Source organism: Burkholderia sp. Bp9015 (assembly GCF_003853505.1).
Lineage (GTDB): Bacteria > Pseudomonadota > Gammaproteobacteria > Burkholderiales > Burkholderiaceae > Burkholderia.
This window is the reverse complement of record NZ_QTPZ01000030.1, coordinates 25,123-46,771: the sequence shown is the minus strand read 5'-3', so window position 1 is coordinate 46,771 and position 21,649 is coordinate 25,123. Positions and strand designations below refer to the sequence as shown.

The window sequence follows — 21,649 nt, the reverse complement described above, 5'->3', positions numbered from 1 at the left end:
TGCGAACCGGACGTGTATGCCGGCTCGACCGTCGCGGCGACGCGCCGCGTTCGCTTACCCCGCCGCCTGGATCGCCTCTTCGTACACGCCGGCGACGCGTCGCGCGATCACCGCGTTGTCGAAATGGTCGCGCGCGTAGCGCTTGCACGCCGCTTCGTCCGGCAACGCGATCGCGCCCGACAGCGCGCCGCCGAGCCCTTCCGCGATCGCGTCCGCGCCCGTCGACGGCAGCACGAGGTCGTTGGACAGCCCGGCGACCGCCTCCGGCAGCCCGCCGACCGGCGTGACCAGCACCGGCGTGCCGGACGCGAGCGATTCGACGGTGATCAGCCCGAAGCCTTCGAGCGCGACGGTCGGCACGACGCTGACCGTCGCCGCGCGGTATAGCGCCGCGAGATGGTTGTCGGGCACGAAACCGAGCAGCTTCACGTTGTCCTGCAGCCCGGCTTCGTCGATGCGCTGCTGCAGTTCCTCCCCGATCTTGCCCTTGCCGGCGATCAGCAGCAGCACGTCCGGGTGACGATGCTTGACGAGGCCGATCGCGTCGATCAGGTCCTCCAGCCCCATGCGCCGCACGAGCCGGCGCACGGCCAGCACGATCGGCCGGTCCTGCGGCAGTTGCAGCTTGTGCCGCGCCTCGGCCGGCGTGAGCGGCGTGTCGAACTGCGCGGTATCGACGCAGCCGGGAATCACGCGCACGCGCGACGGATCGATCCCGTAGCGGTTCGTCAGGATCTGGCCGAACGCCTGCGACAGCACGATCAGGCGCGACGAGCGCGTATAGACGGCCTGTTCGAGATAGCGCTTCGCGCGCTGCCCGAGCGATGCGGCGCCCTCGACCTGGCTTTCGTCGGCCCACGGCCCCTGGAAGTGCGACACCTGCGGAATCCCGCGCGTGACGTCGAGCCCCGGGAACGTGTACAGCGCGAAGTGCGACGAAATCACGTCCGGCCGCTCGCTGCGGATCTCGTCGCGCAGCGCGCGGCGCGCGGCGAGCATGCGGCGCGCGAGCGGCTGCGACGCAGGTCCGAAGCCCTGGATCGCACCGCCCGTGTCGTCGGCGACCTTCGGCGAGCCGGCGACGAGCCCGCGCACCGCGACGCCCGCGCCCGGCAGCGCGCCGACGAGCGAGTAGTACATCCGGTCGAGGCCGCCCGCGCGTTCGGGGAACCAGTGCATGCCGATTTGCAACGATTTGATCGGCCGGGAAGATTGAGACGTCACGGTTGCTCCTGCGTGATTGCATGCTCGACCCGCTCGAAGGCGGACGGCTGCGTGGGTTGGCCGATGCGCCGGTAAAGCGCGACGTACTGGGCGCCCATGTGGGCCCAGCCGAAACGGGTCATCAGTTCGCGGGCCGCGTCGCCCATCGCGCGACAGGTGTCGCGCGACGCCGCGAGCGAGCCGATCGCCTGCGCGAGCGCGGCCGGATCGTCCGGGTCTTCCAGCACGATCCCGCAATCTCGCGTGATGATCTCCGCGCCGCCGGCGGTGCGCGCGGTGACGACCGGCAGCCCGGCCGCCATCGCTTCCAGCAGCGACAGGCTCATCGCTTCGTAGCGCGAAGGAAACACATACGCGTCGACCGAGCGCATCAGCGTCGGCATGTTCTTCACGAGCCCGAGGAAATGCACGCGCGACGCGATGCCGAGCGCGCGCGCCTCGTCCGGATACGGGCTGCCGGGCAGATAGCCGGCCACCGCGAGATGGACGTTCGCCGGCAGTTTCGTCAGCGCCTTCAGCACGGTGCCGAGGTTCTTGCGCGGCGTGCGCAGGTCGCCGACGAACAGCAGCAGGAACGCGTCGTCCGGCAGCTTGAACGCAGCGCGATCGGGCTGCGCGCCCGCGAACGCGCTGCCGTCGACGCCGTTGTAGATCACGCTGATCTTGCGGCTGTCGATGCCGAGCCCGGCGATCTCGTCGGCCACCTTCTGCGACACGGCCGTGATCGCGCGCGAACGCTTGTACGCCCAGCGCTCGAGCGCCGTATTCACGCGCGTATAGACGTACTGGTACGCCGACCACAGCCCCTTCGTCGGGCCGAACGGGTAGTACGGGCTCTTGAACCAGCCGCCGTGCACGAAGTGCGCGGTGTTCACGTCGGCCTTGATCCACGAGATGAAGCCGTTCACGTGCAGCACGTCGTATTCGCCGCGATGCGCGCGCAGCCAGGCCGCGCTCTTGAGCGCGAACACCTGCTGCTTGACGAGATTCGACGGCCAGAAACCGCCGACCTTGACCGGCACCCAGCGCACGCGCGGGTCGGCCAGCAGCTCGGGCGCGACGTGCGACGCGACCAGCGTGACCTCGTAGTGTTCTGCCAGCGCCGCGCGCGCGATTTCGTAATTGACGCGGCCCTGCCCGTCGTTATGTCGCACGACGTGCGTGACGATCGCGATTCTCAATGGTCGCCTCCCCGTGAACGCGCGGCGGCCAGCAGGCGCTGTGCCTTTTGCCAGTGCGCCGCGGATAGTATGGAAAAAATGGCCGTGAACAGCAGCAGGCCGCCCGTGCCGATCAGCGAGTTCGTGAACACGAGCATCGCGAACACCGACAGGCACAGGCTCAGGCATGCGCCGACGAACTTGTCCTTGCGCAGCTTGAACGCCGCGCGCAGCGTGCGGGCGAGCAGCATCACGACACCCGACAGGTACAGCAGCGTGCCGGGCCAGCCGAGCACGAACGGCACGTTCATCACGCCGCTGTCGAAGCTGCCGTACTTGCCGAGCTCGCCGCTGTCGCTCGACAGCTTGGTGGACGCGCCGGTCGCGCCCATCCCTTCGCCGGCGACGTCGGTGAACGCCGTTTGCGCGAAGGTTGCGTAGAACTTGTTGCGGTCGTCGTAGCTGCGGTCGTCCTTCAGGTTCGTGATCGACTGCAGGCGCGCGCCGAGCCGGTCGGCCACCGGCCCGACGGTCAGGAGCGGCACGCACAGCCCGACCAGCACGACCCCGCTGATCAGGATCCGCATCCGTACGCGGTTGCTCGACTGCACGAGCTGGATCGCAAGCGCGATCACCCAGCCGCCCCAGGTCGAGCGCACGAGACACAGCGCGAACGACACGAAGCCGGCGGCGCCCGCGAACCAGCGGACCTTCTGCGGCGCCGCGAACACGAACACCAGCGCGCCCATGATCGCGAACGCGAACGGCCCCGACGAGTTCATCGTGCTGAAGACCCGCACGCCGTACGGCACCGGCTCGCCCTGCGAACCCATGTCCGAGCCGATCATCCACAGCACGTCCCACTGCGGCATCACGAAGTACTGCACGACCCCGTACACGCCCATCACGAGCATGCCCCACATGAACGTGGACAGCAGCACGTCGCGGTACTCGGGATAGTCGCGCGCGTTGACCATGATGTGAAAGCCGATCAGCACCGGGTACACCCAGTTCGCGAGGTCGTAGGTCGCGGCCATCACGCCGCTCGACACGATCCCGACGAGGTACGCGTACGTCAGCCCGAACAACATCAGCAGCACGGGAATCCCGCGCCGCTGGGCAAGCACGCGGTAATGCCTGAGCAGCCCCAAGCCGGCGATCATCGTCACAGCGAGCGGCGCGACCTGGATCAGGCTCGTCGGCGTGAACGCGCCCTTCGACCAGTCGGCGAGACGCCGCACTTCGGGGCTCAGGAACCACACCCACCACATGAAGCCGACGTAGCGCGCCGGGCTCTTGAAATACAGCCAGATGCCGACCGCGATCGCCAGCACCGGAAACGCGAGCGTCAGCACCTTGCCCTGGTGAATGGCGATCAGCGCGGCGGTCAACGTCCACAGCCCGGCCTGCCCGACCCAGTGCTTCGGTTCGGGTAACCGGCTGCGGTTGCGCGACGGTGCGCGTTCGGCGGTAATCGTACTCATCGATCCGCTCTCACCGCGACGACGGGCGCGAATCCGCGAGCGGCATCGCGAGACCGGCGGCCGCCGGCGTGCGACGCCGGCGCAGCAGGTCGCGTGTGATCCGCACGTGCTGCTCGGCGAACGCCTGCGTGGTCAGGTCGCGCTCGCGCAGGCACGCGGCCGCGGCACGCGCGCATTCGAGCGCGGCGGCCGGATCGGCCACGAAGCGATCGGCGGCCTGGCGCATCGCCGCTGCGTCGAACGCCGGCACGTAGGCGGCCGTGTCGTGCGGGAAGTAGTCGCTGAGGCCGCCCACGTCGGACACGATCATCGGCTTGCCGACCGCCGCCGCCTCGAGCATCACGGTGATGCCCGACGCATGGAAGTTCGGCCGCAGCGGCACGACGATCACGTCGGCCCATGCGTACAGCTCGTGCTGCTTCGCGAGGCCCGATGCCGAGCCGATCTTCACGTTCGGCGCATGCCACTCGCGCGGCACGCGGCGGCGCGTCGCGAGCCGCACGTCGTAGCGCTCGTCGCCGCCGAACGCGGCGAGGAACGTGCGCCAGTCGCGGTCGCGGTCGTTGCCGATCGCGGCGATCCGCAGCGGCCGGTTCGGCTTCCATTGCCGCGGTTCGGCCGGCGGGAAGTCCTGCGTGTTCAGCCCGTAGTAGACGAACTCGGCTTCGCGCCCGAGATAGCGGCGGCACAGCTCGGCGTTGTCGCGGGCGAGCGTCGTCAGCGCGTCGGCGCGCGCGAGCAGCTTGCGGTACAGCCAGCGGCGCGGGCCGCCGAAGGTGTTCCACTTGTCGAACAGCCACACGCTCTGCGCGAGCAGCAGCGGGCGCTTGCCCTGCGCGCCGGCGAGCTTCAGGACCAGCGCGGCGGCGAGGTGCTCCTGCTCGGTGTGCGTCCAGATCACGTCCGTGCTCAGCAGCGCGGCGCGATTGCGCCATGCGTGCACGACGTCGAAGCCGAGCGCCGCCTTCAGCGCACGGCGCGCGAGGCTCGCGACGCGGTTCTCGCGGCGGTCCTGCGAATAGGTCAGCCGGAATTCGTCGGATTCCGCGTGGTGATAGCCGTACAGGCAGCCGATGTTCTCGCCTTGTCGATAGGTACGCGGATCGGCACCGTAAAACAGGTGAACGTGAACCTTCGTCGAAGTCATGTCAGCCTCCGCCAGGCCGTCGGATGCACCGACGGGCAAGCTTCAGGGAGCTGGAGGGGCTGCGCCCCTCCAAGCGAATCAAGTGAGCGCGGGAGTCGGACCATTTCATGCCCTTCGCGGGTGGCCGTGCATCGTGCGCGCGGCCCGTTCAAGACGTCACCGGCGGCATCGCCGCACGGTGGGGGGCAAGATTCGCGCGGCGCGCCTCGCGCGCGCCGCGGCGCACCGCGCGCCAGTGGTCGCGCACGCGGTCGCGCCGCGCGGTGTGCAGCGACAGCAGCACGTGCGCGAAACCCGGGTAGACGCGCGTGCCGACCAGCGTCCACCACCACCACGCGATCTCGCGCCGCAGCGGCGGCAGATGCTCGCGCAGGATCAGGTGCAGGTTGTACGCGCCGTTGCTGATCGCATTCAGCGACGCGGCGTCGCGCCGGTCGTCGTCGAAACGCTCGGCCGGAAAATGGTCGACCGCGATCGCCGGGTCGTAGACGAGCTTCCAGCCGTCGCGCTGCACGTGCATGCTGAAACCCATGTCGTTGTGCACCTGCGCACCGGCGCCGCGCAGCCGCGTGTCGAAGCGCAGCCGCTCGATCGCGGCACGGCGGTAGCTCATGTTCGCGCCCTTGAGCATGTCGACTTCGCGCGCGCCGCCGACGCCCAGGTGATGGTTGCCGACGATCTTGCCGGACAGTGTGAGCTGGCCGACGAGTTCGCGCGATTCGTCGAGCACGCGACCCTTCTCGTGCACCCAGTCGCGGCCGCCCACCGCGCCGACGCGCGGGTCGGCGAGGAACACGGCCTCGATGCGCGCGAGCCAGTCGGCGTGCGGCGCCGCGTCGTCGTCGGTGATCGCGACGATGTCGCCATGCGCCGAGTCGAGCCCCTTGTTCAGCGCGGCGACCTGCCCCGGCACGTCGACCGGCACGATCCGCAGCGGCAGCGCGCCGCCGACCGACGGATCGGCGAGGCGCTCGTGCGTGGCATCGTCCTCCGGGCGCGCGACGACGATCACCTCGTCGGGCAGCCGCGCCTGGCGCTGCAGCGCCAGCAGGCAGCGCGCGAGGTCGGCGGGACGCCGGTAGGTCGGAACGAGCACGGAAATTTTCATCGAAAGTTCTCCAGTCGGCCGGGCCGATGCGGCTCGCGCCGGCCCGGTTTCGTGCAATGCGGTCAGGCGCTCAGGTATTCGTGGACGGCCGCATAACCGCGGCCGTAGCCGCGTGCCTTCGGCGGCACGCCGTTGAAGATCCCGCCTTCCAGATCGACGCCCGCGGTGCGCAGGCGCTTGATCGCGTCGGCGATCTCGCCTTCGGTATGCATGCCCGAGCGCAGCACCAGGAAGGTCGCGCCGGCCATGCGGCCGATGATGGTCGCGTCGGTCACCGCCAGCACCGGCGGCGAGTCGATCAGCACGACGTCGTAGCGCTTGCCGAGCCCTTCCAGGTATTGCGGCAGACGGGCCGACATCAGCAGTTCCGACGGGTTCGGCGGGCGCGTGCCGGCCGAGATGAACGACAGGCCCTGCACCGGCGTCTCGCGGATCGCGTCCTCGAGCGACGACTGGTCGCTCAGCAGCTCGGACAGGCCCGGCTGCGCGGTGAGGCCGAAGTAGCGGTCGAGCATGCCGCGCCGCATGTCGGCGTCGACCAGCAGCACACGCTTGCCGGAATGCGCGAGCAGCACCGCGAGGTTGACCGTCAGGAAGCTCTTGCCGATGCCCGGCGTCGGGCCGGTCAGCACGACCACGCGGTTCTTCGCGTCCATCATCGCGAACTGCATCGCGGTGCGCAGGCTGCGCATGCTTTCGACGCTCAGGTCCTTCGGACGCAGGCTCGCGAGGATCGGCCGCGCGCGGCCGCCGCCCTTCTCGGCCATGGCGTCGAGCTTCACCTGCTCGGCGCTTTGCGGCACCAGCCCGTACAGCGGCAGGTTGAACGTGCGCTCGACGCGGTCCGGATCCTCGATGCCCTGGAACAGGTTGCGACGCAGGAACACGATGCCGGTGCCGAGGATCAGCCCGAGGAACACCGCCGCCGACAGGATCAGCACCTTCTTCGGCTTGACCGGATCGCCCGGGCGCAGCGCCGAATCGACGAGGTGGATGTTGCCGCCCGTGCCGGCCTTCTGCACCGACAGCTCCTGCACGCGGTTCAGCAGCAGCACGTAGATGTCCTCGGCCACCTTCGCGTCACGCTGGAGCTGGACGGCCTTCACTTCGGTGGCCGGCAGGCTGCGGAAGCGGTTGCTGAACTTGTCCTTCTCGCCCTGCAGTTCCGCGAGCTGCTGCTTCGCGGCGATCACCATCGGGTGCGAATCGGTGAAGCGCTGCGCGAGCGACGCGAGCTGCAGGCGCTGCGCGGCGATCTGCTGCTCGTACTGCACGCTGCCTTCGAGGTAGACCTTCGCCTCGTCGCTCGCGTTGATCGAGCCGGACGTGCGCTGGTACTGCGTCAGTGCGGCTTCCGCGCGCTCGAGGTCGGACTTCAGGCGCGGTTCCTCGCCCTTCAGGAAGTCGAGCATCTTGGTCGCTTCGGCCTGCTTCGCGATCACGTGCTGGTTCAGGTACGACTGCGCGAGCGCGTTCGCGATCGCGGCGGTCTGGTCCGGGTCCTTGCCTTCGAGCGAGATCTGGACGACGCCCGTCTGCTTGCCCTGCTCGGACACCTGGATGCCCGACTGGAAGCCGGTGATCGCATCGAGATCGTTGTAGCGGACCACCGTGAATTGCGTGCCCGGACGCGCGACGAGCTTCTGCACGAGCAGCGTCACGCCGCCTGCCTGCTCCGATTCGCCGACACGGCCCGACAGAAGACGGTTGCCGTTCTGGTCGACCAGCGTGTAGGTGCCGTTCGGGCCGGCCGTCAGCGTCAGCTTCTTGCCTTCGAGCGCGGGCACGACGTTGATCGTGTCGATGTCGGCGACTTCGCCGCCCCATGCGTACGAGCGCAGGCCGAACCACGCACGCGCCGGTTCGCCCGGCGTCGCGACGCGCGCGGCCAGGCTGCCGAGCACCGGCAGCGTCTTCGGCGCGACCGAGAAGTTCAGCTTGAACTGCTCGACGACCGGCGCGACGACGCCGCGGCTCTTGATGATCTCGATTTCCGCTTCGGTCGGCGCCTGCTGCGGACCGCTGTTGATCATCGCGCCCGTCTGCGTCTGGGTGAGCGCCTGCGACGTGTTGTCGTTGCCCTCGACCCGCACGTGCACGTCGGCCTGATAGACCGGCTTCGCGATGTAGCAGTACAGGCCGGCCATCGCGATGACGGTCACCGCGATGCCGAGCAGCAGCCAGATGTCGTCCATGAGCACCTGGAGCAGCTGGCCGAGGACGACGTCCTCTTCCTCGGTTTTCGCGGTCAGATCCGCGTAGGAGTGTTTCGCTTGCGTGTTCACCATTCGTTCCCGCTTGAGTGGTGCCGGGGGGCAGGCGCCGCCCCGGCGGGCTATCAGCGCGTGATTTGCCGCATGTAGAAGATCGTCTGGATCGTCGGCAACACCTGCTGCAGCACGCGGTTGAACTGCACCGAGCCGGCCGTGCTGACGTAGACGACGTCGAGCGGCTGGAGCGGGAAGCGGCTCGACAGCATCAGCGCATCCGGCTGCGTCATGTCGAGGCGGAACACTTCCGGCTTCGTCGGGTTGTCGCGCATGCCGCGCATCACGTAGATCTTGCGCGGGTTCGCATCGGTGTCGAGGATGCCGCCGCCGGCCGTCAGCGCGTCGGCGATGGTCAGCTTGCCCTTGAGCATCGGCACGGTGACCGGCGTCTTGACCTCGCCCATGATGAACACGCGGCTGTCGCTGCGGTCCGGCACGTTGACGATGTCGCCCGGCTGCAGCATCACGTTCTGCTTCACTTCGCCGCGATCGAGCACGCCGTTCGCGTCGAGCGTGTAGAGCTTGCCGTCGCGCGTCAGGCGCACGCGCTGCAGGTCGGCCTCGTTGGTCGAACCGCCCGAGCGCGAGATCGCGTCGACGAGCGTCAGCGGCACGTCGCTCACCGCGAGCGGGCCCGGCTGCTTCACCTCGCCCGTCACCTGCACCTTCTGGCTGCGGAACGACAGCACGCGCACGTCGAGCTGCGGATTCTTCACATAGCGCGCGAGGGTCGATGCCATCTGCTCGCGGATCTGCGCGACCGTCTTGCCCGCCACGCGGATGCGGCCGACGAACGGGAAGAAGATCGTGCCGTCGGCGGCGACGGTCTGGCCGTACGGATCGGCCTGGCCCGGCAGCGCGGTCGTATACGGCTGCTGCAGCGCGCCCGCGACCGACTGCGTCGTGTTGCCGCCGCTCGAGAACGACTGGCCCTGCGGCGTCGTCAGCTCGGGGTGATCCCACACCGTGACGCCGAGGATGTCCTGCGGACCGACGCGGTACACGTACTCCGACGGATCGGTGTATCGGCCCGGCGGCAGCGGATGCTCGACCTGCTGCTTCTGCAGCTGATCCATCACCAGCTTCGCGTCGATGTAATGAACCGGATAGGTTTCGGCCTGCCCTTGCCGGCCTTCGTCCTTCAGGTTCGACGAGTCGAGATAGTTGCCGGGCGCGCTCGCGCAGGCCGACAGGAATGTCGTCATCGCGACGGCGAGCGCCAGCGGGCGCATGGGACGTTTCAGCATAGTTTTTGCAGCCATCCTTGAACCAGACGTTCGATCAATGAGTAGCTCTCGCGATAGTCGGCCTCGGGGCCGCCATGCGGATCCGCGATCTCGGCGTCCTCCCACTTGCCCAGCAGGTGGACCTTGCCGCGCGCGAACGGATCGACCGCCTCGACGGCCTTGATCTGTTCGCGCTCGCTGACGAGAATCAGGTCGGCGTCGCGCACGATCCGGCGCGACAGCCGCCGCGAACGGTGCGTCGTCGCATCGACGCCGCGCTCGGCGAGAAGTTGGCGCATCACCGGATCGATGCCGTCGCCGTCGTTGGCACGCACGCCGGCGGAGTGGAACGTCACGCGCGGGCCGCCACGCGACGCCGCGTGCGACTTGAACAGCAGTTCCGCCGCCGGGCTGCGGCAGACGTTCGCGTGACAGACGATCAGGATGTTGCGGAACATGGCGTCTCGATTCGGTAACGGGTAACGACGGGTAACGGCAACGCGCCGGTTACGCGTTCGCGCGCGCGGCGCCCGGCACGCGCGCGGCGACGGCCTGGCGCGAGCCGGGGCGGCCGATCGGGTGGTATTCGATGCCCTGCTCGCTCATCGTCTCCGGCTCGTACAGGTTGCGGCCGTCGAAGATGACCGGCGACTTCCACAGGCGGCCGAGCGCGACGAAATCCGGGCTCTTGAATGCCTTCCATTCGGTGACGATCACGAGCGCATCGGCGTCGCGTGCGGCCTGCGCCTCGTCGTCGACGAAGCTGAGGCGCTCGAGCCAGCTCGGGTGGTCCGCGAGATCGAGCGCGAGCACGCGGCGCGCTTCCTGCTGCGCGACCGGGTCGTACGCGGCGATGCGCGCGCCGCGCGACAGCAACTCGGCGATCAGCTCGCGGCTCGGCGCTTCGCGCATGTCGTCGGTGTTCGGCTTGAACGCGAGACCCCAGATCGCGAACGTGCGACCGGTCAGGTCCTCGCCGAAGCGCGCGACGATCTTGTCGGCCAGCACGCGCTTTTGCGTCGCGTTCACCGACGACACGGCCTTCAGGATCTGCAGCGCCTGGCCGTGCTCGTCGGCGGTGCGGATCAGCGCCTCGACGTCCTTCGGGAAGCACGAGCCACCATAGCCGCAGCCCGCGTACAGGAAGTGATAGCCGATGCGCGGATCGGAGCCGATCCCGCGGCGCACGGCCTCGATGTCGGCGCCGAAGCGGTCGGCCAGGTTCGCGAGCTCGTTCATGAACGAGATGCGCGTCGCGAGCATTGCGTTGGCCGCGTATTTCGTGAATTCGGCCGAGCGCACGTCCATGTACAGCGTGCGTTCGTGGTTGCGGTTGAACGGCGCGTAGAGCTTCTTCATCAGCTCGCGCGCGCGTTCGCCCGGCACGTCGTCGTCGCAGCCGATCACGATGCGGTCCGGCCGCGTGAAATCGTCGACCGCCGCGCCTTCCTTCAGGAATTCCGGATTCGACACGACCGAGAACATCGGCGCGTCGCCGCCGCGCTTCGCGAGTTCCTCGGCGACCGCCGCACGCACGCGCTCGGCCGTGCCGACCGGCACCGTCGACTTGTCGACGATCACCTTGAAGCCTTTCATATAGCGGCCGATGTTGCGCGCCGCCGCGAGCACGTACTGCAGGTCGGCCGAGCCGTCCTCGTCGGGCGGCGTGCCGACCGCGATGAACTGCACGTCGCCGTGCGCGACCGCGGCCTCGATGTCGGTCGAGAAGCGCAGGCGGCCGGCCGCGCGATTGCGCGCGATGACTTCCTTGAGGCCCGGCTCGTGGATCGGCACGCCGCCGTTGTTCAGGACGTCGATCTTCGCCTGATCGACGTCGAGGCAGAACACGTCGTGCCCGATGTCGGCGAGACAGGCGCCGGTGACAAGACCTACGTAACCGCTGCCGATGATAGTCAGATTCATGATGTGTCGGACCTCGTGACCAATGATTCGAAATTCGTGAAACCGGGGTGTCCGCGCGCGTTGCGCGTCAGTAAGCGTTGCTGCCGGTGAAGCCTTTCCAGAGCGTCAGCACGACGATCTTGATGTCGAGCCAGAACGACCAGTTCTGCATGTAGTACAGATCGAGCTTCACGCGTCCCATCATCTTCTCGATCTGGTCGGTCTCGCCGCGAAAGCCGTTGATCTGTGCCCAGCCGGTGATGCCCGGCTTGATCCGGTAGCGGAACATGTAGCCCTTCACCAGATCCTTGTAGATGTCGTCGTGCGCGAGCGCATGGGGCCGCGGGCCGACGACCGACATCTCGCCCTTCAGCACGTTGATGAACTGCGGCAGTTCGTCGAGGCTCGTGCGGCGCAGGAACCGCCCGACCGGCGTCACGCGCGTGTCGTTCTTGGTCGCCTGCGTGACCTGTCCCGCGACTTCGTGATGCACTTTCATCGAGCGGAACTTGTAGATCTCGAACTCGTGCCCGTCGATGCCCTTGCGCTTCTGGCGGAAGAACACCGGCCCGCGCGACGTGAGCTTGATCAGGCACGCGATCAGCACCATCACCGGCGCGAGCGCCGTGAGCGCCGCCAGCGCGAACAGCCGGTCGAACACGAACTTCGGCAGGATCCGCACGTCGGTGATCGGCGACGCCGCGAGGTTGATCGCCGGCACGCCGAGCACCTCGACCACTTCCTGGTTGAAGAACGACAGCGTGCGCACGTCCGGGATGAAACGGATATTCACGAAGTCGTGGCGGAACACCGTCACGATCTGGTGAATCCGGCGCTCCTCCGTGATCGGCAGCGTGAGCCACAGCTCGCTGATCGCGCGGCTGCGCACCAGCCACACCAGCGATTCGAACTGCCGCTCGATGCGCACGTCGTCGAGCGCGACTTCGCCCGGCGCTTCGCTTTCGTCGTATACGCACACCGGGTTGAAGCCCGCTTCCGGCCGCGAGCGCATCTGCGCGATCAGCCGCCGCGCCGCCGGCGTGCCGCCGACGATCGCGACCGCCTTCAGGTTGTAGCCGCCGCGGCGCAGTTGTCGCAGCACGACGTGCACGCAGGCCTTCGAGCCGGCGAGCAGCGCCATCGTCACGACTGCCCAGTAACCCAGCCACAGCCGCGACAGGTCGCCCGACTGGTGAAAGCTGAAGCTCATCAGGATGCCCGCGAGCTCGACCACCAGCCACGCGAACGCCACGCGCCCCACCAGCCCGACGAGACGCTTGCCGCGCCACGACTGGTAGATGCCGATGGCCGGAAAGAACACGACCACCAGCAGGCAGTCGAACAGCACCGTCGTGCGCTGCAGGTCGTTGAGCCAGATGCTGCCGCCGTGCAGCGCGGCGGCGATCAACGCCCCCAACACGACCATCGCGATATCGATGACTCTCGCCAGCACGCTCAACATGTCCGCTTCCTCTTTGAACAGGCGTTTGCCGAACAGCTCCTCGTGCAGCCCGTGCCGCACCTTCGATTCAAACGTTGCATGACGCTATTGAAGCGGTAAGAAAATCCCTTCTCAAGCGCACAAGTATTTCGAAAAATAATCGGAAATTCTTGCCGCGACATTCTCGAATTAATTCGGCACGTTTTCCCGAATCGATCGTGAATCGGGATTTTTTCGGAAACTTTACGGTTCCCGGCATCCCTTTACGGGAAAGGGCTCCAGCGCGCTCACCCGAATTATTTTTTACTTTTTTATTTGCAGCGGATGCTATCGCGGAAAATTTTCCCGGATCCGTGCGCGACGAATATCTTGCAAAAGGTCCGGTTTTATTGTCGATTTACTTCATGCTACAAACAGGCACTGACTTCAATCGAGGAGAGTGTCATCATGAATGCTCCGGCCGTGGCAGCCGATACGCGCCCTTCTTCTTCCGCCGCCAGCGACGCCAGCCTGCGCGTCGCGGTGCAGCCGGTGATCCTTGCCGGCGGTTCGGGCACGCGTCTGTGGCCGATGTCGCGCGAACACTATCCGAAGCAGCTGATCGGCCTGCTCGGCGATCATTCGCTGCTGCAATCCACCGCGCTGCGGCTCGACGGCCTCGCGACCGGTCATCCGCTGAACGACGACGTGCTGATCGTGTGCGGCGAGGATCACCGCTTCACGACCGCCGAGCAACTGCGCCTGACCGGCAAGCGTGCGTCGATCATGCTCGAGCCGCTCGGCCGCGACACCGCGCCCGCGCTGACGCTCGCCGCGCTGCGGATCGTCGCCGGCGGCGGCGATGCCGTGATGACCGTGATGCCGGCCGACCACGCGGTGGCCGACCAGCCGCGCTTTCATGCGGCCGTCGCGGCCGGCGTGCACTGCGCGGCCCAGGGCAAGATCGCGACGATGGGCATCGTGCCGGGCCGCGCCGAAACGGGCTACGGCTACATCCGCGTCGGCGCGCCGCTCGGCGATGCCGGCACCGGCAACCTCGACGTGCGCCGTCTCGACCGCTTCGTCGAGAAGCCGCATCTCGAACTCGCGCAGCAGTACGTCGCCTCGGGCGAATACTGGTGGAACAGCGGGATCTTCATCGTGCGCGCATCGGTGTGGCTGAACGCGATCCGCCAGCTCGAACCCGAGATCCTCGCGGCCTGCGAGCAGGCCGTCGCACGCGGCAAGGACGACGGCGACTTCTTCCGCGTCGACCGCGACGCGTTCGCGTCCTCGCCGTCGAACTCGATCGACTACGCGGTGATGGAGCGGCTCGTGAACCTGCCGCAGCTGTGCGAAAGCGTCGTCGTGCCGCTCGACGCAGGCTGGTCGGACGTCGGTTCGTGGGACGCGATCTGGCAGATCCTGCCGAAGGACGATGCCGAGAACGTCGGCCGCGGCCACGTGCTGTTCGAGAATGCCGAATCGACCTTCGCGCATTCGGAAAGCCGGCTCGTCGCATGTGTCGGCACGCAGAATCTCGTCGTCGTCGAAACGCCCGACGCCGTGCTCGTCGCCGACAAGTCCTGCGTGCAGGACGTGAAGAAAATCGTCGGGCGCATCAAGGCCGAACGCGGCGCGGAAGCGACCGATCACCGCAAGGTCCATCGCCCGTGGGGGCACTACGACTCGGTCGACACGGGCGAGCGCTTCCAGGTCAAACGCATCGTCGTGAAGCCGGGCGCGCGACTGTCGCTGCAGATGCACCACCACCGCGCCGAGCACTGGATCGTCGTGCGCGGCACCGCGCGCATCACGCGCGGCGACGAAACCTTCCTGCTGTCCGAGAACGAATCGACGTACATCCCGCTCGGCGTGTCGCACCGTCTCGAGAACCCCGGCAAGATGCCGCTCGAGCTGATCGAAGTGCAGTCGGGCGCGTACCTCGGCGAGGACGACATCGTCCGCTTCGACGATACCTACGGACGCCAGTGACGCAATGCCTGCCGGGCGCGCCGTCGCGGCGGTGCGCCCGGCATCACGGGCAATGGAAGCGACAAAAAACAACGCGCGGGCGCCGTGACACACGACGGCCCGCGCGTTTTCTTTTCGTGCGGACGACGATCAACCTACACGGTACGCGTATTCGCGGCGGTCCGACTGCACCGAGTCGTTGCGGCTCTCGGACAGCGCGCCCGCGCGACGCTCGGCGATGAAGCGCTTGATGTCCGACTCGGCCCGCGCCAGCGCGGACAGGCCGGCCAGCACCTCGCTTTGCGGCGCACGCACCGGTTCGTCGCTCGCACCGTGGCGATCGATCCACTGACGCGCCCAGTCGAGCGCGTACTGCTCGGCTTCCTCCGCATCGGTGAAGCGCGGGCCGATCAGGCCCGAGCGCTCGACGCGCCGATCGTCCTGCATGATCTCGGCCCACGCGCGATACATCAGGTTCTGCACCGGCTGCGCACTGCCGCAGATCGTATAGCCGCGGTATTCATCGACTTGCGGCTCGGCCGCGGCAAAGCTCGCGGCGGACGGACGCCCGTGGCGCAGCCCCGCGGGCTGCGCGCCCGGGACCGCGAACGACGCTCCGGACGACGCGTGCGCTGCGTCGTTCGGCATCGCGGACAGCGTCGCGCCCTCGCCATCCCAAACGTTTGCGTGCGCGACCGGCAGTTGCCACGACTCGGGGTTCTGCCAGAACACGCCGCGCAGACGATCGTTGTCGGGCGCCGGCTCCGCACGGCATGCCGGCGCGACCGGCGCCGGCGGCGGCGGCACATACGCGAACGTGCGCCCGCTGAACTGGGTCAGCACGTCGATCATCTGCAGCAACGTGCCGTTCGCGAGCCACTCCTCGTAGCGGCGGCGGCACGTCGGCCCGGACGGATAGCGCCCGGGCAGTTTGGACCACGCTTCACCGGTCGTCAGGATCCAGAGGACCGCGTTGGCGACGACGCGCGGTTCCGCGCGTGGACGGCCTCGACGGTTCAGCCGAATCGGCTCGTCGGCGATCAGCGTTGAAAGACGAAACCACTCTTCATCGTTAAGCTCATCGAAGAACATAGTTGTTTCTCCACACAGCCAGGCCGGGGCTGCGATTGTCGGCGCCGCCGTCACGCATCGCGTCACGGGGCGGCCCGGTTGCACATTATGGTTATCCGCTTGTTGTGCATGCCGGCGCGACACCGCACTTTCACGGTGCCGCCATTCCCGGCAATGGCGCACAAATCACGGTCTCACTCCAATGTGGGAATTTTTGTGCACGAAGCATACCATCCTCAGGGTTTATCTCAATATGACAATGACTTAATGTTACGCACTGAAACAACCTGCCATGGATGCGCAATCCATTTACCGTTGAATTTTTTTACGCGATCGTTATGCGCAACGCTGGGAAGCCCCGTCTGGCGGGGCTCTGCGGGGTGCGGCCGCACCCCGCCCGGCAAGCGATCCGCCATGTTCCGACCCTTGCCGGCAACCACCCCGCGAATGCCCGGCCAAAATCGGTAAATCAGGGAAAATTTCGTAACAAGATATTCACGGATCGGTAAATCATTCAAATTGCCTTGAACCGAAATTTCTCCGCGCACAATCTTTTTATTGTTTCTCGGCGAGTAATGAAAGCGATCGGACAGGCGATGCACATTGTTTCCCGGCATGCAAGCGTGCACGGGCCTGTTACATCTTCGGCGGTAATGGGCAGGCGACAGCGGCGGGCGCGACGGTCGGGCGCTGCGTTTCGCGGCCGGACGACGTGCGATCCGCGCGATATGGAGCGCGGCGCCCGGCCGCGCGTCAGCGCAGATCGCCGGCCAGCGACGCGGCCACGTCCGCCGCGATGCGTTGCGGCGACACCGTATAGGCCGGGTGATCGCAGCCGATCGACAGCGTCGCGCCGTCCTTGAGCGCCGCGCGCATCGGGCCGCTCAGTTCGAAGCGCACGAAATGCACGGCCGAGGTCTTCTCCGCGTTGTCGCGGTCGAGATCCTCGTCGGCGATCGCATAGACGTCAGGGTGCCCGTCGACCCGCAGGTACACGCGATCCTCGACGCCGATCAGCCGCGCGAGCGCCGCGCGCCGCTCGGCTTCGTGCTCGTATTCGATCTGCAGCGTCGCCTTCAGGTTGGTGCCGTCGGGCACGAGCGGCAGATAGGCTTCCAGTTCGCCTTCGATGCCGGCCTCGTCGAAGATCTTCTCGATGTGCAGCATTTCCTGGATCTGGTAGCGGATCGTGGTCTCGTCCTCGAACAGGAGGCGCAGATGGTTGCCGAGCGCCACCGCGCGGCGGCGCTTGTGCGCGACGAGCCGCGCATGTTCGGTCTTGCGGATCTTCGCGTACGCTTCGAGCGTCAGCAGCGAGTCGCGGGTGAGCGTCATGGGATGTCCTCGGATAGCGTCGATGTCGTCGTGAAGCGGCCGGTTCAGATGCCATACGCGCGGCGCAGCAGCGTCAGCGGATGCGCGAGCGGCGCGGCCGGCAACCCTTTCTCGTCGATGCCCTGCACGATGTGATGGCCGGCGAGCGCGCAGTCCGACGACACGAAATCCGGCTTCGGCTCGGCCATCGCCTTGAACACCGGCGCGCCGATCCGCATCGCGTCCGCATGGAAGGCCTTCTTCACGCCGAACGTGCCCGCGTGCCCGGAACAGCGCTCGACGACGTTCACGCGCGTATCCGGCACGAGCGACAGCGTGTCGGCCGTCTTGCGGCCGATGTTCTGCACGCGCGCGTGGCACGGCACGTGATACGACACGGTGCCGAGGCCCTGCTTGAAATCGGTCTTCAGCAACCCGTCGCGATGCCGCGCGATCACGTACTCGAACGGATCCCAGAATGCATCGGCCACCGCGCGCACGGCTTCGTCGCCGGGGAACATCAGCGGCAGTTCGCTCTTGTACATCAGCACGCAGCTCGGGATCGCGCCGATCAGCGCATAGCCTTCGCGCGCATAGCGCTCCAGCACCGGCATGTTCACGGCCTTCTTCGCGGCGACGCCCGCGAGATTGCCCTGCTCGAGCAGCGGCATCCCGCAGCACGCTTCGCGCGTGACGAGCTCGTACGGGATCTCGTTGTGCGCGAGGATCGCGAGCAGGTCGTGGCCGATGCCCGGCTCGTTGAAGTTCACGTAGCACGTCGCGTAGATCGCGACCTTGCCGGGCGTGCGTTCGCCGTCGCGAACCGGCGGGCCGTCCGAGCGCTTCGCCGCGCGCCGGAACTTGCGCGGTGCGAACTCCGGCAGCCATGCGTTGCGATCGACGCCGAGCGCCGCTTCGAGCGCGTGGCGCGCGGGCGGCGTGCGATTGACCGCGTTCACCGTCTGCGTGACGATCGGAATGCCCGCGAAATGGCCGAGCGCGTCGGTGTTCGACAGCACCTTGTCGCGCAACGGCGCCTCGCCGCGCTTGTAGCGCGCGGCCTTGCCGCGCAGCATCAGGTGCGGGAAGTCGACGTTCCATGCGTGCGGCGGCACGTACGGGCATTTCGTCATGTAGCAGAGGTCGCACAGGTAGCACTGGTCGACGACCTTGCCGAACGCGTCCTTCGGCACTTCCTCGATGTCGCCCGTCGGCGTGTCGTCGACGAGATCGAACAGCGCGGGAAACGCGCCGCACAGCGACACGCAGCGCCGGCAACCGGCGCAGATGTCGAACACGCGCGTCATTTCCGCATCGATCGCGGCCTGGTCGTAGAACGCTTCGGACTGCCAGTCGAGCGGATGCCGGGTCGGGGCTTCGAGACTGCCTTCCTTGTGGGGCATGAGGCGCTCCAGCGTGGCGCGCATGCGCGCGAACGCGCCGCCCGCGCGGCGCGGGCGGCGATCAACGCACGGCCGGCCGCGGGACCTGCCCGGCCGGGCCGTGCGGCCTCGGGGCGACGCCCGCGTCAGTCGACGAGTGCGTCCAGCGCTTTCGTATAGCGGTTCGCGTGGCTGCGTTCGGCCTTCGCGAGCGTCTCGAACCAGTTCGCGATTTCGTCGAAGCCTTCTTCGCGCGCCGTCTTCGCCATGCCCGGATACATGTCGGTGTACTCGTGCGTCTCGCCGGCAATCGCCGATTCGAGGTTCAGCCGCGACGAGCCGAACGGCAGACCCGTCGCCGGATCGCCGACTGCTTCGAGGTATTCGAGGTGACCGTGCGCATGGCCCGTTTCGCCTTCGGCAGTCGAGCGGAACAGCGCGGCGACGTCGTTCTGGCCTTCGACGTCGGCCTTCGAAGCGAAATACAGATAACGCCGGTTCGCTTGCGATTCGCCCGCGAATGCGGCCTTCAGATTCTCTTCGGTCTTGCTGCCCTTGAGTTGAGCCATGTGCGCCTCCGTTCGAGTCGGCGCGGCCGCGTGCGAAGCCGGGCCGATGATGGATATGGGGAACGATGCGTACGCCGGACACGCACGCTTCGTGCCTTTTAATCTAGGCGCTGGCGTTCGCATCCCCCAATAGGCTTTTTCAATCCGTCCGATAGCGGGGAGCGGGAATGAGGGACGGGTGGAGGCGGGGCGCTGGCGTCCGATGCGACGCGCGGTGTACGCACACCGGCGTCGCCCGTCTGCGTCACGCATCCGTCGCGCGCTTCAACAGCAATTCCCTTTCGCGCTCGTTGCGGGTCAATTCCGCCGCGCGGCGGAACTCGACCTTCGCCTCGTCGGCGCGGCCGAGCTTCGCGAGCAGGTCGCCACGCACGCTCGGCAACCAGTGATAGCGCGCGAGCGCCGGATCGTCGCGCAGCACGTCGACGATTTCCAGCGCCGCGGCAGGCCCGAACGCCATCCCCACCGCCACCGCACGGTTCAGCTCGACGACCGGCGACGGCGCGACTTCGGCGAGCGCGTCGTACAGCGCGACGATCTGCGCCCAGTCCGTGTCCGACGCGTGCCGCGCGCGTGCATGACACGCCGCCAGCGCGGCCTGCAGCGCATACGGGCCGCGCACGCCGCCGAGCTTCGTCGCCCGCTCGAGCGCCGCGAGGCCGCGCCGGATCAGCAGCGGATCCCAGCGGCTGCGGTCCTGGTCGAGCAGCAGCACGGGCCGCCCCTGCGCATCGGTCCGCGCATGCATGCGCGACGCCTGCAGTTCCATCAGCGCGACGAGCCCGAGCACTTCGCTTTCGTCCGGCACGAGCCCGGCGAGCACGCGGCCGAGACGCAGCGCCTCGTCGCACAGCGCCGGGCGCGTCCAGTCGTCGCCCGCGGTCGCCGCATGGCCTTCGTTGAACACGAGATAGATCACTTCGAGCACCGACGCGAGCCGCGCGGGCCGCGCGTCGGCGGCCGGCACCTCGAACGGCACGCGCGCCGCCGCGAGCGTGCGCTTCGCGCGCACGATGCGCTGCGCGATCGTCGGCTCGGGCGACAGGAACGCACGCGCGATCTCGCTCGTGGTCAGCCCGCCGAGCAGCCGCAACGTCAGCGCGACGCGCGCATCGGTCGACAGCACCGGATGGCACGACGTGAAGATCAGCCGCAGCAGGTCGTCGCCGATATCGTCGTCGCGCGCGTCGGCGAGCGCCTCCGCGATGTCGGGGACGACGTGCGCCTCGAGCGCGTCCATTTCATGGCCGAGCTGGTCGCGCTTCGCCGCATGCAGCGACTCCTGCCGCACCCGGTCGAGCGCGCGCCGCTTCACGGCCGTCATCAGCCATGCGGCCGGATTGTCGGGCACGCCGTCGACGGGCCAGTGCTCGAGCGCCGCGACGAGCGTGTCCTGCGCCAGTTCCTCGGCCACGCCGACGTCGCGCACCACGCGCGCGGCGCGCGCGATGATCTTGGGCGCCTCGATCCGCCAGACCGCTTCGATCGCACGGTGAGTCGCCTCACGCGTCACGACGCTTGCCCCTGGGCGGACACATCGAGCGGCATGGCCATCAGCTCCCATGCGTGGCCGTCCGGATCGTCGAACCCGTGGCCGTACATGTTCGGATACTCGCGCGGCGCTTGCGGCGCGGACCCGCCGGCCGCGAGCGCCTTCGCGACGATCGCGTCGACCTCGGCGCGGCTGTCGCACGACAGGCACGACAGCGCTTGCACCTGCGTCGCCGGATCGACGATGGTCTTGCCGGTGAAGGTCTGGAAAAACGGCCGCACGAGCAGCATCGCGAAAATCGTGTCGCTGATCTTGATGCAGGCAGCCTGATCGTTGGTATAGGCCGGTACGACTTCGAAACCGAGTGCCTGGTAGAACGTCTTCGAGCGCGGCAGGTCGGCCACGGGCAGGTTGATGAAAACCATCTTGTGCATGACGGGTGCTCCGGTGAGATTGGCTTGGGGTGGAGTCAGGCGTGGCCGTGCCCGACATTGAGTTCGCGGAACCGCTCGACCGCCTCGCTGGGCGTCAGGTCGTCGAGTTCGAACAGCGGCCGCACCTCGATCTCGCAGTCCATCTCCGCACCGAACGGCGCGGGAAACCGGCGCGTCCATTCGAGCGCCTCGTCGCGCGAGCGCACCTGGATCAGCGTATAGCCGGCAATCAGTTCCTTCGTCTCCGCGAACGGGCCGTCGACCACCGTGCCCTTGCCACCTGAGTAGCGCACGCGCCAGCCGCGCGCGCTCGGCCGCAGGCCGTTCGCATCGAGCAGCACGCCGGCCTTGGCCAGCTCCTCGTGATAGACCGTCATCGCCTCGACCAGCCGGTTGTCCGGCAATGCGTCGGATTCGCTGACGGCGTTCGCCCGGATCATGATCATGAATCGCATCGTTCACTCCTTGTCAT

19 protein-coding genes are annotated in these 21,649 nt (G+C 67.7%); 1 reads left to right on the top strand and 18 read right to left on the bottom strand.

The window, feature by feature from the left end:
- Positions 1–54: 54 nt before the first annotated feature.
- The 10 genes from DIE12_RS27315 to DIE12_RS27270 form a co-directional block, all read right to left on the bottom strand.
- Positions 55–1,179 (bottom strand): glycosyltransferase family 4 protein, encoded by a 1,125-nt coding sequence (locus DIE12_RS27315; RefSeq protein ID WP_124486456.1) that lies wholly within the window; start codon positions 1,177–1,179, stop codon positions 55–57.
- Positions 1,180–1,220: 41 nt separating this feature from the next.
- A complete protein-coding gene (locus tag DIE12_RS27310) occupies positions 1,221–2,405 on the bottom strand; it encodes a glycosyltransferase family 4 protein (RefSeq protein ID WP_124522634.1) in 1,185 nt (394 codons plus the stop codon).
- Complete coding sequence (locus DIE12_RS27305) at positions 2,402–3,868, bottom strand: O-antigen ligase (RefSeq protein WP_124522632.1); 1,467 nt, start codon at positions 3,866–3,868, stop codon at positions 2,402–2,404. The genes DIE12_RS27310 and DIE12_RS27305 overlap by 4 nt, the downstream gene beginning before the upstream one ends.
- Positions 3,869–3,878: 10 nt before the next feature.
- Positions 3,879–5,015, bottom strand: coding sequence for a glycosyltransferase family 4 protein (locus DIE12_RS27300; protein ID WP_124522630.1), 1,137 nt, complete (start codon positions 5,013–5,015; stop codon positions 3,879–3,881).
- A gap of 148 nt (positions 5,016–5,163) precedes the next feature.
- Positions 5,164–6,123 (bottom strand): glycosyltransferase family 2 protein, encoded by a 960-nt coding sequence (locus DIE12_RS27295; protein ID WP_044846599.1) that lies wholly within the window; start codon positions 6,121–6,123, stop codon positions 5,164–5,166.
- A gap of 62 nt (positions 6,124–6,185) precedes the next feature.
- Positions 6,186–8,411 carry a polysaccharide biosynthesis tyrosine autokinase gene (locus DIE12_RS27290; protein ID WP_044846600.1) on the bottom strand — a complete coding sequence of 742 codons (2,226 nt, stop codon included), beginning with the start codon at positions 8,409–8,411 and terminating at the stop codon, positions 6,186–6,188.
- 50 nt (positions 8,412–8,461) lie between these two features.
- The gene (locus DIE12_RS27285) at positions 8,462–9,640 is read right to left on the bottom strand and encodes a polysaccharide biosynthesis/export family protein (protein ID WP_044846601.1); all 1,179 of its coding nucleotides are present in this window, start codon (positions 9,638–9,640) and stop codon (positions 8,462–8,464) included.
- Positions 9,634–10,077 carry a low molecular weight protein-tyrosine-phosphatase gene (locus DIE12_RS27280; RefSeq protein WP_124486461.1) on the bottom strand — a complete coding sequence of 148 codons (444 nt, stop codon included), beginning with the start codon at positions 10,075–10,077 and terminating at the stop codon, positions 9,634–9,636. The genes DIE12_RS27285 and DIE12_RS27280 overlap by 7 nt, the downstream gene beginning before the upstream one ends.
- A 49-nt stretch (positions 10,078–10,126) precedes the next feature.
- Positions 10,127–11,542: a UDP-glucose/GDP-mannose dehydrogenase family protein gene (locus DIE12_RS27275; RefSeq protein WP_124486462.1), complete on the bottom strand. Its 1,416-nt coding sequence runs from the start codon at positions 11,540–11,542 to the stop codon at positions 10,127–10,129.
- Between the two features lie 67 nt (positions 11,543–11,609).
- Positions 11,610–12,983 carry an undecaprenyl-phosphate glucose phosphotransferase gene (locus tag DIE12_RS27270; RefSeq protein ID WP_124486463.1) on the bottom strand — a complete coding sequence of 458 codons (1,374 nt, stop codon included), beginning with the start codon at positions 12,981–12,983 and terminating at the stop codon, positions 11,610–11,612.
- A 426-nt stretch (positions 12,984–13,409) separates the two neighbouring features.
- Here DIE12_RS27270 and DIE12_RS27265 point away from each other — a divergent pair, with 426 nt between their 5' ends.
- Entirely contained in the window at positions 13,410–14,936 is a 1,527-nt protein-coding gene (locus DIE12_RS27265) for a mannose-1-phosphate guanylyltransferase/mannose-6-phosphate isomerase (protein ID WP_124522628.1), read from the top strand.
- Between the two features lie 129 nt (positions 14,937–15,065).
- Here DIE12_RS27265 and DIE12_RS27260 read toward each other — a convergent pair whose 3' ends face one another.
- The 8 genes from DIE12_RS27260 to DIE12_RS27225 all read right to left on the bottom strand — a co-directional run bounded on the left by DIE12_RS27260 (position 15,066) and on the right by DIE12_RS27225 (position 21,632).
- A complete protein-coding gene (locus tag DIE12_RS27260) occupies positions 15,066–16,007 on the bottom strand; it encodes a transposase (RefSeq protein WP_124486465.1) in 942 nt (313 codons plus the stop codon).
- A gap of 227 nt (positions 16,008–16,234) precedes the next feature.
- Positions 16,235–16,603, bottom strand: coding sequence for a hypothetical protein (locus DIE12_RS27255; RefSeq protein ID WP_185641002.1), 369 nt, complete (start codon positions 16,601–16,603; stop codon positions 16,235–16,237).
- Positions 16,604–16,739: 136 nt separating this feature from the next.
- Positions 16,740–17,321: a DUF3501 family protein gene (locus DIE12_RS27250; protein WP_124486466.1), complete on the bottom strand. Its 582-nt coding sequence runs from the start codon at positions 17,319–17,321 to the stop codon at positions 16,740–16,742.
- 44 nt (positions 17,322–17,365) lie between these two features.
- Positions 17,366–18,703, bottom strand: coding sequence for a heterodisulfide reductase-related iron-sulfur binding cluster (locus DIE12_RS27245; RefSeq protein WP_124486467.1), 1,338 nt, complete (start codon positions 18,701–18,703; stop codon positions 17,366–17,368).
- Positions 18,704–18,828: 125 nt separating this feature from the next.
- Entirely contained in the window at positions 18,829–19,251 is a 423-nt protein-coding gene (locus DIE12_RS27240) for a rubrerythrin family protein (protein ID WP_040140994.1), read from the bottom strand.
- A gap of 244 nt (positions 19,252–19,495) precedes the next feature.
- A complete protein-coding gene (locus DIE12_RS27235; RefSeq protein ID WP_124522626.1) occupies positions 19,496–20,764 on the bottom strand; it encodes an RNA polymerase sigma factor in 1,269 nt (422 codons plus the stop codon).
- Positions 20,761–21,177 (bottom strand): VOC family protein, encoded by a 417-nt coding sequence (locus DIE12_RS27230; protein WP_124486469.1) that lies wholly within the window; start codon positions 21,175–21,177, stop codon positions 20,761–20,763. The genes DIE12_RS27235 and DIE12_RS27230 overlap by 4 nt, the downstream gene beginning before the upstream one ends.
- 35 nt (positions 21,178–21,212) lie before the next feature.
- Positions 21,213–21,632, bottom strand: a complete 420-nt coding sequence (locus DIE12_RS27225) for a YciI family protein (RefSeq protein WP_044846609.1) — start codon at positions 21,630–21,632, stop codon at positions 21,213–21,215.
- Positions 21,633–21,649 lie beyond the last annotated feature (17 nt).

Bases quoted from the DNA above. Each gene is read 5' to 3' on its own strand.
- DIE12_RS27315 (WP_124486456.1), bottom strand. From the start codon at position 1,179: ATGCACTGGTTCCCCGAACGCGCGGGCGGCCTCGACCGGATGTACTAC.
- DIE12_RS27305 (WP_124522632.1), bottom strand. From the start codon at position 3,868: ATGAGTACGATTACCGCCGAACGCGCACCGTCGCGCAACCGCAGCCGG.
- DIE12_RS27300 (WP_124522630.1), bottom strand. From the start codon at position 5,015: ATGACTTCGACGAAGGTTCACGTTCACCTGTTTTACGGTGCCGATCCG.
- DIE12_RS27295 (WP_044846599.1), bottom strand. From the start codon at position 6,123: ATGAAAATTTCCGTGCTCGTTCCGACCTACCGGCGTCCCGCCGACCTC.
- DIE12_RS27290 (WP_044846600.1), bottom strand. From the start codon at position 8,411: ATGGTGAACACGCAAGCGAAACACTCCTACGCGGATCTGACCGCGAAA.
- DIE12_RS27285 (WP_044846601.1), bottom strand. From the start codon at position 9,640: ATGCTGAAACGTCCCATGCGCCCGCTGGCGCTCGCCGTCGCGATGACG.
- DIE12_RS27280 (WP_124486461.1), bottom strand. From the start codon at position 10,077: ATGTTCCGCAACATCCTGATCGTCTGTCACGCGAACGTCTGCCGCAGC.
- DIE12_RS27275 (WP_124486462.1), bottom strand. From the start codon at position 11,542: ATGAATCTGACTATCATCGGCAGCGGTTACGTAGGTCTTGTCACCGGC.
- DIE12_RS27270 (WP_124486463.1), bottom strand. From the start codon at position 12,983: ATGTTGAGCGTGCTGGCGAGAGTCATCGATATCGCGATGGTCGTGTTG.
- DIE12_RS27265 (WP_124522628.1), top strand. From the start codon at position 13,410: ATGAATGCTCCGGCCGTGGCAGCCGATACGCGCCCTTCTTCTTCCGCC.
- DIE12_RS27260 (WP_124486465.1), bottom strand. From the start codon at position 16,007: ATGTTCTTCGATGAGCTTAACGATGAAGAGTGGTTTCGTCTTTCAACG.
- DIE12_RS27255 (WP_185641002.1), bottom strand. From the start codon at position 16,603: ATGCCGGGAAACAATGTGCATCGCCTGTCCGATCGCTTTCATTACTCG.
- DIE12_RS27250 (WP_124486466.1), bottom strand. From the start codon at position 17,321: ATGACGCTCACCCGCGACTCGCTGCTGACGCTCGAAGCGTACGCGAAG.
- DIE12_RS27245 (WP_124486467.1), bottom strand. From the start codon at position 18,703: ATGCCCCACAAGGAAGGCAGTCTCGAAGCCCCGACCCGGCATCCGCTC.
- DIE12_RS27240 (WP_040140994.1), bottom strand. From the start codon at position 19,251: ATGGCTCAACTCAAGGGCAGCAAGACCGAAGAGAATCTGAAGGCCGCA.
- DIE12_RS27230 (WP_124486469.1), bottom strand. From the start codon at position 21,177: ATGCACAAGATGGTTTTCATCAACCTGCCCGTGGCCGACCTGCCGCGC.
- DIE12_RS27225 (WP_044846609.1), bottom strand. From the start codon at position 21,632: ATGCGATTCATGATCATGATCCGGGCGAACGCCGTCAGCGAATCCGAC.